The sequence below is a fragment of the Desulfospira joergensenii DSM 10085 genome, from assembly GCF_000420085.1.
GTDB classification, from domain to species: Bacteria; Desulfobacterota; Desulfobacteria; order Desulfobacterales; family Desulfobacteraceae; genus Desulfospira; species Desulfospira joergensenii.
The window spans coordinates 906,534-920,009 of sequence record NZ_ATUG01000001.1 but is presented as its reverse complement, the minus strand read 5'-3'; the positions used below and the strand labels follow the sequence as shown (position 1 = coordinate 920,009).

The following is a 13,476-nucleotide window of genomic DNA, read 5'->3' as shown; positions in this document are numbered from 1 at the left end:
TCATGTCCCGATTAAATTTCATGCCTGATTACACTTCCAGGGCCTGGCGGGATGCCATATCCATGAGGACCCTTTCCCTGGCCTTGTCAATGCCCAGCGCTTTTCTCTTTTTATCGATGTGGGCGATCATGAGCTGGGCATGCTTGATGGGATCAGGCTCGACATCCCATTTGCCGCCGTAGACGTTTTCCAATTCCTTGGAGATGTAGTCGTGGAAAACCGGTGCTCCTGAAGTCGGGATGCTGCCGCCGAAAACAGTGTAGACACCGGAGGTGACAAAGTAATGGCCGATGGAGATGGCCTTTTCACTCATCCACTCGGGAGCGGAACCGGCCACGGGAAGATCGGCCAGGTCATTGCCCAGACCGCCGGCTTTCACAACTTCCGTGGCTGCCAGAAGGATTCTGGAGTTATCCACACAGGAACCCAGGTGGAGGATGGGCGGAATTCCCACAACCTCGCAGACCTCGGCAAGACCCGGTCCGCAGTGAACCTGGGCGGCTTCCGGGGTCAGGAGTCCGTGGATGGCGGCGGTGATGCCGTCGCAGCCCGTGGTGAGAACCAGGACATCGTTTTTGATCAGCTCCTTAAGAACTTTTATATGGACTTCATTGTGGCGGGACCTGGCGTTGTTGCATCCCACGACCCCGGCCACGCCCCGGATCCGGCCGTTGATGATGTTATCGTTCAGGGTGTAATAGGTGCCCCTGAAGGTTCCGCCCAGGTGATACTGGATGGATTCCACGCCGAACCCGGCGATCTGGGTGGCCTTGTGCTGGGGAATCAGGACATCGGAGCCGCGGTTCTCAAAGTTGTCAATGGCCATTTTCACGATGCGGGTGGCATCTTCCAGGGCATAATGTTCGTTGAACTCGATGTGGATGACGTTTTCCTGTTCCATCTTGGCAATGGGATGGGTGGTGATCAGCTTGGTGTGGAAGCACTTGGCCACGTTGGCCAGGTTCTGCATGACGCATTGGATATCCACGACCATGGCGTCGCAGGCCCCGGTGATGATGGCCAGTTCCTGCTGGAGAAAGTTCCCTGCAGTAGGAACCCCGTGTCTCTGGAGCATTTCATTGGCCGTACAGCAGATGCCGCCCAACTGAATTCCCTTGGCTCCCTTTCCCTTGGCATAGTCCAGCATTTCCTGGGACTGGGCCACGGCAACGATTATTTCGGACAATACGGGCTCATGGCCGTGAATAATGATGTTGACATGGTCTTCTTTCATGATCCCCAGATTGGCTTCGGACTGGAGGGGGTAGGGAGTGCCGAACAGGATATCCTGGAGATCGGTGGCCAGCATGGAGCCGCCCCATCCGTCTGCCAGGGAACAGCGGGTGCATTGTTTGATCAGGTTTTTGTAATCCTGGTCAACCCCCATGTGGGTCCTGTGCATGATTTCAACGATCTCCCGGTCGATATTCCGGGGTTTGACCCCTTCTTTTTCCCATTTTTCATAGTTGGACTGGGGAGCCCGTTTCAGGTAAAGAAGCTCGCCGTCTGATTTGCCCCATTCGTTGAGGGCGACTTCAGCGACTTCCAATGCGATTTCATCCACATCCCTGTCCTTTACTTCCCCGTCTTCTTCAACGGTGACGTCTACCCCAAGATGGGGGGCTACCTGGAGAAGTTTCTGGACGTCTTTTATCTTATAGGCATCGGTCTCTTTTTTAGCGGCTGACATGAAAACTTCAGCTACACACCTGCCGTGGTCTGAATGGGCTGCGGCTCCGGCCGCCACCATCCTGGCAAAGTTCCTGGCCGCAATGGTGTTGGCGGTGGCCCCGCAAAGACCTTTTCTTGTATCTTCGCCTACAATACCGGCCTTGGGAAGGGGAAGCCGGCAAGGACCCATGGAACAATTTTTACAACAGATTCCCTGGATACCGATATTACAGGGTTTCATGCTTACAGCCCTGTCAAAAATGGTCTCAACCCCAAGCTTATGGGATCTTTCAATCATTTCCTGGGTGGATATTTCATAGGATGCTGCGATTGGATCAGCAAGTTTGGGAGCTTTTTCTTTTTTTTCTGCCATCAGAGGTTCCTCCTCTTAATTATATGAATAAAGGGTTACACAGACTGCTGTAACCTTATTGCTTTCAGCTGGCTCTTTTGTGAGCCTTGTCCAGATGATCAATGATCTTTTCAAGCATGGTCTTCTGGATTTTTGCCGCGGTCTTGGGGACAGCGGTTTTACTTCCGGATTTGGCTTCTACGGCATGTTTTGCCATTTCAGCGGCACGTTTATCTCTTAGGGCCTGTTCTTCGGCTTCCCGTTTGGCAGCCGCGTCTTTTTCAGCCTGTTTCTCAGCCTCAACCTTGGCCTTGGCATCTGCCTCCGCTTTTGCCTTGGCATCGGCTTCTGCCTTTGCCTTGGCTTCCGCATCCGCCTTTGCCTTGGCTTCTGCATCGGCTTTTGCCTTGGCCTCAGCCGCAGCCTTTGCTTTGGCTTCGGCTTCCGGATCTGCAGCCGGAGCCGCAGGGGCTTCTTCTTTGGGCTCAGGCTTAGCTGCTTTTGCTGCCGGAGCTGCTTCCGCCTTGGGAGCCGGAGCCGCGGCCTTGGGAGCTTCTTTTTTGGCAGGGGCCGCCTTCTTGGCAGGAGCTGCCTTCTTTTCCTCTTCCATGGTGAGGTCGGCTTCCGGGGCCATTGCTGCAAAGTCTATTTCAACGTCATCCAGCTGTTTGGAGATGGGAGCAATATCCATGGCCGATCCGCCTTCGGAGATCAGTCCGATGAAAGCCTTGGCCAGTTTGATGGATTCCGGGTGGCGCATGATCAGAATGCTGGATCCGGACATGAGGTAGGATACGGCACCCACTGCTTCCATGAGAATGGCCCTGCGCTCGGGATCACCCAGTTCAGGTGCTTCTTCAACGGTCTGCTTGGCTTCTTTGCATTTCCAGACTTCATTGCCCAGGTTATTGATCATGGGGTTCTGAAGCTTGTCGTCTCCCTGGGTCATGGCTGCCTGGGTCAGACGCTCCATTACGGAGTAGGAGTATTCCAGGCCGTATCCCAATCCGCCTGTTGTGGGATCCACAATCACGTTGTCCAGGGAAACCCCCAGGTTCTCCAGCAGAATGTTTACCTGTTTTGCCAGGTTGACATCAATGGGTGACGAGGAGATGACCGTGTGGCCGTATCCCATGGCAGCGGCACCGATGCCCTTGTGGTTCTTCTCTTCAACCGGTCCCAGGATCAGGTTCTCGCCCTGGCAGACCTCGGCCACTTTCTTCAGGACCTCTTCATCCTTGGCCGGTACGGCACAACCCCACACGATCAGGGGAACATTAACGGCTCCCAGAACCTTTTTGACGGTTGCGGCAGCATCATCGGCGCTGGCGTCCTTGTCGTTGGGATCCGTGCTTTTAAGCTGGAGCACAATGGCCTGGGCTCCGTATTCTTCCACGCATTTCTTTGCCCATGCCGCAGGATCGGAAGCAACATCCTTGAACGGTGCCAGGGCGGATTCAGGCCAGTCTTCAGGTTCAAAATCCCAGATTTCCATTGCGATAACGGGTTTATTGGGCATTTCTCCTTCAAACTGATAAAAAGGATAACTGGTTTGGCCGCCGACGGTAAGCGCGGAATCACCTTTCCCAATGGTGATTCCTTTGATACTGCCGGCATAAGTTTCTTTGGTTATTTCAAAGCCCACTTTTACCTCCTAAAAATTAAAGATGGTTATGAGTTGGGGGGGATTAAAAAGATGTGATGCTATCACGGAAGAGAAAATAGGGGAGGGAATAAAAATATCAAACTTATGCCTAGCAACTTTGATAGTTATTCCCATACAATTTGCCCTAGTTTCTAAATTGATAAATGATAACAGGTAATGACTTATAATTTGTAGGGTTTTTTGTCAATAGATGAGTGAATTTAATAGAGGGGTGCGGTTGGTTATTAAAACAAGAATAATATCAGTTAGTTACCCCTCATATCAGATACGATAATTCGGGGTGAATGCGATTTAGTTTATAAATGCAAATCGTACAGGCGAAAGCTTGATTCTGAAGTCTTTTGAATAGGAATGTATGGTATTTTAGATATTCCTTAGGTTTTAGAAAAAAAATTTACATTATCATAGAATATCATTGATATTATTTGTGAAAACATATAAGAACGAGGAGCCAGACCTCTTGGGGTGTCCGTTTGTCTACCGGGCCGGGCGATGGATTTTATTGTTAAAAAATGTTGATTTTTTAGGTTTATTTATATAGGAGGGTATAAGTCTTTTAAGACCAGACTTTCTTGGTTTTCATAATACTTTTTATCACTGACTCTTGTCGGGAGTCCAAAATCATTAAAGGAGTGAACCATGGCATTAGATCCAACCAAACACTTAGACTGGGAAATTGCAGAAGATGCAGAAAAAACAATGCTCACCATCTATGAAATCGGTGAGAAACTAGGACTGACCAAGGAGGAATTGCTTCCCCAGGGTCATTACATTGCAAAAATTGATTTTCAAAAAGTACTTGAGCGCCTTAAGGACAAGCCCAATGGTAAATACATTGATGTAACGGCAATCACCCCAACACCGCTTGGTGAAGGAAAGTCTACTTCATCAATGGGTCTTGTTCAGGGCCTTGGTAAACTTGGAAAAAATGTTTGTGCTGCAATTCGTCAGCCTTCCGGCGGACCGACCATGAACATTAAAGGTTCTGCCGCAGGCGGTGGTCTTGCCCAGTGTATCCCCCTGACTCCTTTTTCCCTGGGATTCACCGGCGACATCAACGCCATCATGAATGCCCACAACCTGGCAATGGTTGCTTTGACTTCCCGGATGCAGCATGAAAGAAACTACACCGATGAGCAGCTCGAACGTCTTTCGAAAATGAAGAGAATCGATATCGATCCCACAAAGGTGGAAATGGGATGGATTATGGATTTCTGCTGCCAGGCATTGAGAAACATCATCATCGGTATTGACGGTGTAAACGGCAAGGCCGACGGTTTCATGATGAAATCAAAATTCGGTATCGCCGTATCTTCGGAAGTTATGGCAATTCTTGCCATGTCAAACGACCTGAAAGATATGCGTGAAAGAATGGGCAAGATCGTTGTTGCCTATACCAAGAAAGGCAAACCTGTTACAACGGAAGACCTTCAGGTTGCCGGCGCCATGACCGCATGGATGGTTGATGCATTGAAACCGTCTTTAATGCAGACTCTTGAAGGACAGCCGGTTATTGTTCATGCAGGCCCATTTGCCAATATCGCCATCGGTCAGAGTTCAATTCTTGCCGACAAGGTTGGCCTTAAGCTGGCCGACTACCATGTTACGGAATCCGGATTCGGTGCGGACATCGGTTTTGAGAAATTCTGGAACCTCAAATGCCGCTACTCCGGCCTGACCCCTGACTGTGCCGTTGTCGTTGCCACGATCCGGGCTCTGAAATGCCATGGTGGTGCTCCGGTTCCCGTACCCGGCAAGCCCATGCCCGAAGAATATAGTACAGAAAATGTCGAATGGGTGGCAAAGGGCTGTGAAAACCTGATCCATCACATCAGAAACGTCAGAAAAGCCGGAATTTCTCCTGTTGTATGTATCAATGCATTCTACACGGATACCGACGCAGAGATTGCAAAAGTCCGTGAATTGAGTGAGGCAGAAGGCGCAAGGGTTGCCCTTTCCCGTCACTGGGAAAAAGGCGGGGATGGCGCCATTGAATTTGCTGAAACAGTTATTGAGGCGTGTGAAGAAAAAACAGATTTCAAATTTCTCTATGAACTTGACATGCCGATTAAACAGAGAATTGAGCTTATTGCCAAAGAAGTCTATGGTGCTGACGGTGTGGATTATTCCAATGAAGCAAATGTGGCGATTGACAGGATTCAGGCTGACCCGGAACTGGCCGGCCTTGGCATGTGCATGGTAAAAACCCATTTGTCCCTGTCCGACAACCCGGCCCTCAAGGGCGTGCCCACAGGCTGGAGACTGACCATCCGCGAAGTCCTCACCTACGGCGGTGCCGGATTCATCGTGCCCGTGGCGGGCGCCATCAGTCTTATGCCGGGTACCGGCTCCAACCCGGCATTCAAGAGGGTTGATGTGGACGTTGAAACCGGCAAGGTACAGGGCGTATTCTAGAGTTATCGATACGAGATAAGGGTCGTGGGATTCTCCCACGGCTCTGAGAATGTTCAATAATCATAACCGTTCTGCATGAAATCCAGGCAGAACGGTTATGCTGAATTTATCAGGAGAAAAAATATGACTGCTGAAATCATTAGCGGAACCGCGATAAGAAAAGACATCCTTGCCGAGATCAAGGCGGAAGTCGATGAGATGAAAGAAAAAACCGGCAAGGTCCCCGGACTTGTAACCATCCTTGTCGGATCCAGTCCGGCTTCCATCAGTTATGTAACCTTAAAGGTGAAAACCGCCATCAGCCTCGGCTTCCATGAGATCCAGGACGACCAGCCCGACGATATTTCCGAAGCTGATCTTCTGGCCCTGATAGACAAGTACAATAACGATCCCGACATCCACGGCATCCTGGTTCAGCTGCCCCTGCCCAAGCATATTGATGATAAAAAGGTCCTCAATGCCATCAATCCTGACAAAGACGTGGATGCATTCCATCCGGTCAACGTGGGCCGTCTCATGATCGGCGGTGAAGAGGCCATTTTTCATCCCTGCACCCCGGCCGGAATTCAGGAGATGATCGTCCGCTCCGGCACGGAGACCTCGGGTGCCGAGGTGGTGGTTGTGGGAAGATCCAATATCGTGGGCAAGCCCATTGCCATGATGATGGCCCAGAAGGGCGTGGGTGCCAATGCCACGGTGACCATCGTTCATACCCGGACCAAGGATCTGGCCGCCCACTGCAAACGGGCCGATATCCTCATCGTTGCCGCCGGAGTTCCCGATCTCGTAAAACCCGAGTGGATCAAACCCGGGTCAACGGTTATTGACGTGGGAGTCAACCGGGTGGGCATGAACGAAAAAACCGGAAAGGCGATCCTCAAAGGAGACGTTGACTTTGACGCGGCCAAGGAAATTGCCGGCAAGATCACTCCGGTTCCGGGCGGTGTAGGCCCCATGACCATTGCCATGCTCATGAAAAACACACTCAAGTCTGCAAAGGCAGCCATGAAATAGATCTGTAAATTCTGTATTCGAGAATTTCAGGAGCCGGAAGGGATATCCCTTCCGGCTCTTTTTTTTGTCCGGAAGCTTCGGGTTTACAGCTGTTCTCAAAATAAGATTCCGATTGGTGCCGGGAGGAGCAAAGATTTTGCGCTCATTCTCGAAAATCATCCATGATTTTCTCCGAGGAGGGATCCCTTCTCCAGCGGCTTCCTGCCGCCCGAAGGAATTCAATCCGCGAAAACCTCTGCTCCTCCCTGAGGCTGAGCTCAGTCCAAGTCTAAGATAAGAATAAAGGAATTTGAGAACAGCTTATATCGGTTTTTAATTCTTTTAAAAAGTGGTATAGAAAATACTATTGATGTAAAGAGAAGAATGAGCAGACCCCGGTGGCCGATATAACCATTTGCCCGGAGGGTGAACCGCAGACCTAGGAGAAATAGAACATGGCAGAAGGAAACGGATTTGTAATGAAAAATGGCCAGGAGGCGTCGGCAAAGTCGAGAGCTTTGCCGAAAATTGACTTTTCAAGCTTTATTCTCTCCCTTTACTCTTCAGGCCTGGTTCAGCTGGGTAAGGTGGAAGACCCTTCCACCGGGGAGAAAAAACTGGATTTCAGCCTGGCCCAGCATACCATTGACATGATCGCCATGCTGGAGGAGAAAACCCGGGGAAACCTGACCAAGGATGAAGAGAACCTTTTGAAATCCCTGTTGAGCGAGATTCGCCTGGCCTTTGTCGAGGCAAGGGCTTGAGAGTCTTTTCTCCTGCAAAGATCAATCTTTTTTTACATGTCCTGGGAGAGCTGCCCGACGGGTTTCATGAACTCTTTTCCCTAATGGTTCCCATTGATTTCGGGGATGACCTGGAGTTTTCCTTTAAAGGGAAAGGGATTTCCGTGAGCTGCAACCATCCCGGGGTACCCGACGGTTCCCCAAACCTGGCCCACCGGGCCGGAATCCTGTTCTTTGATCAATACCGGAACAGAACCGGACAGGAACCCCTTGCCGGGGTGGATATCCGGATAGACAAGAGAATTCCGCCGGGGGGAGGCCTGGGAGGCGGCAGTTCCAATGCCGCTACAGTGCTCATGACCCTGAACAAAAAATGCGGAAATATATTCACCCGGAATGAACTCATGGATATGGGGTTCAGCCTTGGGGCCGATGTCCCTTTTTTTATTTTTGGGGGGGCGGCCTTTGCCCGGGGCAGGGGAGAAAAACTTGAAAAGGCGGAAAATCTTCCCAAACGTCATCTTGTTTTATGTGATCCGGGGGTGGAGGCCTCCACGGCCAAGGTGTTCAAAAATCTTGATTTATGTTTGACATCAAAGGGAAAATACACTATAAATACTGGTTCGAATGTGCTGATAAGAGGCAATGGTATTGATTTGGAACAGGGGCTGCATAATGATTTGGAAGAGACGGCATGCAGGCTCTATCCGGAGATAAAATCAGCTAGGGAAGAGATGGAAATGCTGTTGGGACAGCGGGTATTGATGTCTGGAAGCGGCTCATCTCTTTTTGCTCTTTTTTCAGGGCCTGAACAGGCTGAGCAGGGGGGTGAAACCCTGCAAAGGCAATGGCAGGGCGGGTCCAGGAAATTGTTTGTTTCCTCGTTTCAGATTGAATAAAGTTTTGCGGTACTGGGGCGTCGTCAAGTGGTAAGACACAGGGTTTTGATCCCTGCATTCAGAGGTTCGAGTCCTCTCGCCCCAGCCAAACAAGAGGACAGGGATGAGAGTCCGGGCCCGGGAATAACTGGATTTCCGGACAGGTTTTTTAGCCCGTACTCTAAACATACGAGGTAAAAGAGATTTGCTATGAACGGTTTGTCCATTTTCGCTGGAAACTCAAATCCCATTCTGGCAGGAAAAATTTCGGAATATCTTTCAAAACCCCTGGGACGACTGAAGGTTGACTGTTTCAGTGACGGAGAGATCCAGGTGGAGATCCAAGAGAATGTCCGGAAACAGGAGATTTTTGTCATTCAATCCACATGCGCCCCTGTGAACGATCATCTGGTGGAGCTCCTGCTTCTCATTGATGCTTTCAGGCGGTCTTCCGCCAGCCGCATCACCGCCGTCATTCCCTATTTCGGGTATGCCCGCCAGGATAAGAAGGTCTCTCCAAGGGTCCCCATCAGCGCCAAGCTTATTGCGGACCTCCTGGACAAGACCGGGGTTGACAGGGTGATTACAATGGATCTGCATGCCGGCCAGATCCAGGGCTTCTTCAATGTCCCCGTGGACAATCTCTATTCCGCCCCCATTATCATCGATGATATCAAAACCCGGTTCTCCGGCGATCTGGTGGTTGTGTCTCCCGATGCCGGCGGGGTTGAAAGGGCCAGGGCCTATGCCAAGCGCCTCAACTGCAGCCTGGCCATCGTTGACAAGAGAAGAAGCGCTCCCAATCAGGCAAAAGCCATGGCCATCATCGGAGACGTGGAAGACAAGGTCGCCCTTGTCATCGATGATATGGTGGATACCGCAGGGACACTGACGGAAGCTGCCGGCGTAATCCGTGAAAAGGGTGCCAGGGAAGTTCATGCATACACCACCCATCCGGTGCTTTCAGGCCCGGCCATTGAACGGATCAATGATTCGTCTTTAAATTCCCTTGTTGCTACGGACACCATTCCCCTGTCTGCCGAGGCTAAAAAATGCGACAAGATCAAGACGCTTTCCATTGCCAAGCTCGTGGGTGAAGCGATTATTCGCAGTTACAGGGGAGATTCTGTGAATTCTCTATTTGTATAATAAATATAAAAGTTGTCTGTAGCATATAGACACGGAGGAAAGAATTTTGGAATTAATTGAATTAAGCGCAAAAACAAGAGAAAACAAGGGCAAGGGAGCAGCCAGGAAGCTCAGAAATACAAATGGCATCCCTGCCATCATGTACGGGGCCAAAACCGATCCTGTCATGCTCTCCCTTGAAACCGTTGAATTGGACAGAATTATCCGGGAGAACGGAACTTCAGGCCTCTTTTTCAGCCTGAGAATTGAAGGGGGGTCCGAGAGGATCGTCATGCTCAAGGATCTTCAGATGGATACCTTTGGCTTGAAATACCTCCATGCCGATCTTCAGGAGATCGATATGGACACCATGGTGACCGTTACCGTGCCCGTTGAAACCGAGGGCGTCTCCGCAGGCGTCAAAGAGGGCGGAATCCTTCAGGTGATCCGGCGCGAACTGGATGTGCTCTGCAAGCCTGCCAACACTCCGGAGGCAATTGTACTTGATATCAGCGAACTCAATATCGGTGATGCCATCCATGTAGAGGATATCGACCTGGGGGATGACGTGGAAATTCCCTATGAAGTCAACTTCACCGTCATCACCATTATCCCGCCGACAGCTTCTGAGGAAGAAGAGACCGAAGAAGAGGTCCTTGATGAGCTGGGTGAGGAAGAGGCTGCTGAGGCACCTGCCGACGAAGAATAAAGGCCGGGTGCAATGTCAGGCTCGGCACCTAAATTGATCGCGGGTCTGGGAAATCCCGGCAGGGAATATTCCCAGACCCGTCATAATATCGGCTTCCAGGTTGTGGAGGTCCTGGCCCGGAATGCCCGGGCAGACCTCGATAAAAAGCGTTTTGATGCGGTCTATGCAAAAACCCGGATTTCCGGGCAGACCGTGTTCCTGACCCGTCCCATGTCCTACATGAACCGAAGCGGATTCCCCCTCCAGAAACTGGCCTCCTATTTTAAGATCCCTGTGCAGGATATCATTGTGATTCATGACGATATGGACCTTGAGTTCGGCAAGATTAAAATTGTAAAGTCCAGGGGACACGGCGGGCATAACGGGGTCCGTTCCATCATTGAAGCCTTTGGGAGCCGGGATTTTGTCCGGGTCCGGGTGGGGCTGGGCCGGCCGCTCCGGTCTGATGGGGGAAGGCCCGGTGTTACCGGATATGTTCTGGGCAAGTTTTCCCCCCGCGAAAAGGAGATCCTGGATACGACCATTGAAGATGCGGTTCAGGCCTGTATCCTTATTCTTGAAAAAGGCGTGACAAGGGCCATGAACCTTGTTAATTCCAAAGACCCGTCCTGATTTCTCTTTTATTTCAACTATTCGCCGCCGGTTTATATCGTAGGGAGTCATGTACTACTCTGTGTCATGGGTCAAGGTTCCCAAAGCCGCCTTGGGCAAGGTGATGATAATTTCATTGACAATGTTGTTAATATGTGGTTTCCTACCCGAGAATGGGCAAATTGTTTTTACATAAATTAAGGCGGGAGATCTAATGGGTGAGAAATCCAAAAAAGAGACGGTAGAAGCGAAATCATCAATCAAAAAAGAATTTGCAGAGGGGGACCTAGCGGTTTATCCGGCACATGGAGTTGGATGTATCGAATCCATTGAAAGCAGGGAAATCAATGGGGATACCATGAATTTCTACATGATGAAAATCGTGGAAAACGGCATGGTGATAATGATTCCAACCTCCAATGTAGAATCCGTGGGCCTGAGGGAAGTCATTCCGGAAACTGAAATTCCTCAAGTCTACAAGGTAATGCAGGAAAAAGCGCAGCCCATCGACAATCAGACCTGGAACCGGAGATACCGGGAATATATGGATAAGATCAAGACCGGTTCCATCTACGATGTCGCCGAAGTTTTCAGGGATCTTTTTCAGCTCAAACTTGAAAAAGATCTCTCTTTTGGGGAGCGCAAGCTTCTTGACACGGCCCAGAACCTCCTGGTCCAGGAGCTGTCAACGGCAAAGGACATTGATGAAAAGGCCATGATGACAGAGATCGAAGATCTGTTCAGTTAGATCCGGAGAAGCTTGATGAATTGCACCGGCAGGCGTTTGCCTGCCGGTTTTGTGTTTTAAAGGGGTAGGGAACACCGGTAAACAGCGACCACCCGGCGCCATCCATCAGACCGGCGAAAACTTCCTGCTCACCCATTTTTTACTATACTTATCCATGGAAATTGATTTTTTTATCCCTGAAGAATTGGCGGGTCAGCGTCTGGATCAGGCCCTTGTCTCACTATCGCCCGGATGGTCCAGGAGCCGGGCCGCTTCCATTGTTTCCCGGGGAAAGATTTGCGTGGACGGGATGATCAAACGCCCGGGGTACAGGGTAAAGAGGGGAGATCACGTTTCAGGGACTGTATCGGAGAGCCGTGAACCTGCAGCGGCCCTTCCCGAGCCCATGGATCTGCCTGTCCTGTTCGAGGATGAGTATATTCTCCTGGTCAACAAGCCCCCCGGCCTGGTGGTTCATCCGGGCCCGGGGAATTATTCCGGGACCCTGGTCAACGGGCTGTTGAGCCATGCCCCGGATATCCGGCGGGTTGGGCAAGACCCTCTGCGGCCCGGCATCGTCCACCGCCTGGACAAGGATACCTCCGGCCTGATCCTGACGGCCAAAACCACCAGATCCCTTGAATTTCTCCAAAAAGAGTTTCAGCAGCGCAGGGTAAAAAAGGAGTATCTCGCCCTGGTCTCCGGAAAAGACCTCCCAGACTCAGGAGAGATTGATCTTCCCATCGGCCGTCATCCGGTCCGGCGCAAGCTCATGGCCGTGAACCATGAAACCGGGAAACCGGCCCGGACATCCTGGAGGGTGGCCCATCGCTTTGATACGGCCTGCCTGGTTGAAGTCAGGCTCCATACCGGCCGGACCCACCAGATCCGGGTCCATTTCTATGCCCTGGACCATCCCCTGGTGGGGGACCGGGTCTACCAGTACAAACGTTTTAGAAAGAAGAACCTGGCGGCGGAACGGCAGATGCTCCATTCCTGGAAACTGGGGTTCCGCCATCCCTATTCCGGACGCAGAATGGAGTTCCAGGCCCCTGTGCCGCCTGATTTCAAATCTGTAATGGACAGACTCAGGCAAACCTAAAAAATTCATTTGACAACGAGGGGAATGAAATGGCCAAATCCTATAACTATAAAATGCACTCTGCCGAACATCTGCTGAACCAGGCCATGGTCCGAAGGTTTGCCTGCAGCCGATGCTTTTCAGCCCATATCAATCCCAAGAAATCAAAATGCGACTATTACTTTGACCGGCCCCTCACACCCGGCGAAATCGAGGCTGTCCAGGAGGATGTAAACCAGGCCATTGATGCGGACCTTCCGGTAACCATGGAAGAGATGCCCAAAGATAAGGCCTTGGAAGAGTTCAACTTGGACCGGGTCCCGGACATGGAGAAAATGTCCCATTTCAGGGTGGTGCGCATGGGCGACTACGATGCCTGTCCCTGCATCGGGGAGCATGTCTCTTCAACCCAGGAGATCGGTCGGTTTGCCATCACTTCCACCGGTTTTGAAGAAGGGGTCCTCAGGATCCGTTTCAAGCTCAAGTAAGACTGTCCCGCCTAATTTTTGAACCCGGTGGAGA

13 protein-coding genes and 1 tRNA gene are annotated in these 13,476 nt (G+C 51.0%); 12 read left to right on the top strand and 2 right to left on the bottom strand.

Annotated elements, in window-relative coordinates; all coding sequences use genetic code 11:
• Positions 1-28: 28 nt before the first annotated feature.
• Together cooS and F608_RS0104590 are read right to left on the bottom strand one after the other, a co-directional pair.
• The gene (gene cooS / locus F608_RS0104595; protein ID WP_022664446.1) at positions 29-2,044 is read right to left on the bottom strand and encodes an anaerobic carbon-monoxide dehydrogenase catalytic subunit; all 2,016 of its coding nucleotides are present in this window, start codon (positions 2,042-2,044) and stop codon (positions 29-31) included.
• Between the two features lie 64 nt (positions 2,045-2,108).
• Positions 2,109-3,614 (bottom strand): acetyl-CoA decarbonylase/synthase complex subunit delta, encoded by a 1,506-nt coding sequence (locus tag F608_RS0104590; protein ID WP_244154277.1) that lies wholly within the window; start codon positions 3,612-3,614, stop codon positions 2,109-2,111.
• Between F608_RS0104590 and F608_RS36830 the strand changes: the two genes are divergently transcribed.
• The 12 genes from F608_RS36830 (at position 3,576) to F608_RS0104530 (ending at position 13,442) form a co-directional block, all read left to right on the top strand.
• Entirely contained in the window at positions 3,576-3,725 is a 150-nt protein-coding gene (locus tag F608_RS36830) for a hypothetical protein (RefSeq protein ID WP_244154287.1), read from the top strand. The two genes, F608_RS0104590 and F608_RS36830, sit on opposite strands and share 39 nt — an antisense overlap.
• A gap of 603 nt (positions 3,726-4,328) precedes the next feature.
• Positions 4,329-6,104, top strand: coding sequence for a formate--tetrahydrofolate ligase (locus F608_RS0104585; protein ID WP_022664444.1), 1,776 nt, complete (start codon positions 4,329-4,331; stop codon positions 6,102-6,104).
• A 123-nt stretch (positions 6,105-6,227) separates the two neighbouring features.
• Positions 6,228-7,118 (top strand): bifunctional methylenetetrahydrofolate dehydrogenase/methenyltetrahydrofolate cyclohydrolase FolD, encoded by an 891-nt coding sequence (folD, locus tag F608_RS0104580; RefSeq protein WP_022664443.1) that lies wholly within the window; start codon positions 6,228-6,230, stop codon positions 7,116-7,118.
• Positions 7,119-7,552: 434 nt separating this feature from the next.
• A complete protein-coding gene (locus F608_RS0104570) occupies positions 7,553-7,861 on the top strand; it encodes a DUF1844 domain-containing protein (RefSeq protein ID WP_022664441.1) in 309 nt (102 codons plus the stop codon).
• Complete coding sequence (ispE, locus tag F608_RS0104565) at positions 7,858-8,739, top strand: 4-(cytidine 5'-diphospho)-2-C-methyl-D-erythritol kinase (RefSeq protein WP_022664440.1); 882 nt, start codon at positions 7,858-7,860, stop codon at positions 8,737-8,739. Before F608_RS0104570 ends, ispE begins: the two co-directional genes overlap by 4 nt.
• Positions 8,740-8,752: 13 nt before the next feature.
• Positions 8,753-8,827 (top strand) — tRNA-Gln (locus tag F608_RS0104560).
• Between the two features lie 101 nt (positions 8,828-8,928).
• Entirely contained in the window at positions 8,929-9,867 is a 939-nt protein-coding gene (locus F608_RS0104555) for a ribose-phosphate pyrophosphokinase (protein WP_022664439.1), read from the top strand.
• Between the two features lie 46 nt (positions 9,868-9,913).
• Positions 9,914-10,555, top strand: coding sequence for a 50S ribosomal protein L25 (locus F608_RS0104550; protein WP_022664438.1), 642 nt, complete (start codon positions 9,914-9,916; stop codon positions 10,553-10,555).
• Positions 10,556-10,567: 12 nt separating this feature from the next.
• Positions 10,568-11,167 (top strand): aminoacyl-tRNA hydrolase, encoded by a 600-nt coding sequence (gene pth / locus F608_RS0104545; protein WP_022664437.1) that lies wholly within the window; start codon positions 10,568-10,570, stop codon positions 11,165-11,167.
• Positions 11,168-11,360: 193 nt separating this feature from the next.
• A complete protein-coding gene (locus F608_RS0104540; protein ID WP_022664436.1) occupies positions 11,361-11,894 on the top strand; it encodes a CarD family transcriptional regulator in 534 nt (177 codons plus the stop codon).
• A 49-nt stretch (positions 11,895-11,943) separates the two neighbouring features.
• Entirely contained in the window at positions 11,944-12,975 is a 1,032-nt protein-coding gene (locus F608_RS0104535) for an RluA family pseudouridine synthase (protein WP_022664435.1), read from the top strand.
• A gap of 29 nt (positions 12,976-13,004) precedes the next feature.
• Entirely contained in the window at positions 13,005-13,442 is a 438-nt protein-coding gene (locus F608_RS0104530; RefSeq protein ID WP_022664434.1) for an alanyl-tRNA editing protein, read from the top strand.
• Positions 13,443-13,476 lie beyond the last annotated feature (34 nt).

Coding starts and splice junctions, on each gene's coding strand:
- cooS (WP_022664446.1), bottom strand. CDS start 2,044: ATGGCAGAAAAAAAAGAAAAAGCTCCCAAACTTGCTGATCCAATCGCA.
- F608_RS0104585 (WP_022664444.1), top strand. CDS start 4,329: ATGGCATTAGATCCAACCAAACACTTAGACTGGGAAATTGCAGAAGAT.
- folD (WP_022664443.1), top strand. CDS start 6,228: ATGACTGCTGAAATCATTAGCGGAACCGCGATAAGAAAAGACATCCTT.
- F608_RS0104570 (WP_022664441.1), top strand. CDS start 7,553: ATGGCAGAAGGAAACGGATTTGTAATGAAAAATGGCCAGGAGGCGTCG.
- F608_RS0104555 (WP_022664439.1), top strand. CDS start 8,929: ATGAACGGTTTGTCCATTTTCGCTGGAAACTCAAATCCCATTCTGGCA.
- pth (WP_022664437.1), top strand. CDS start 10,568: ATGTCAGGCTCGGCACCTAAATTGATCGCGGGTCTGGGAAATCCCGGC.
- F608_RS0104540 (WP_022664436.1), top strand. CDS start 11,361: ATGGGTGAGAAATCCAAAAAAGAGACGGTAGAAGCGAAATCATCAATC.
- F608_RS0104530 (WP_022664434.1), top strand. CDS start 13,005: ATGGCCAAATCCTATAACTATAAAATGCACTCTGCCGAACATCTGCTG.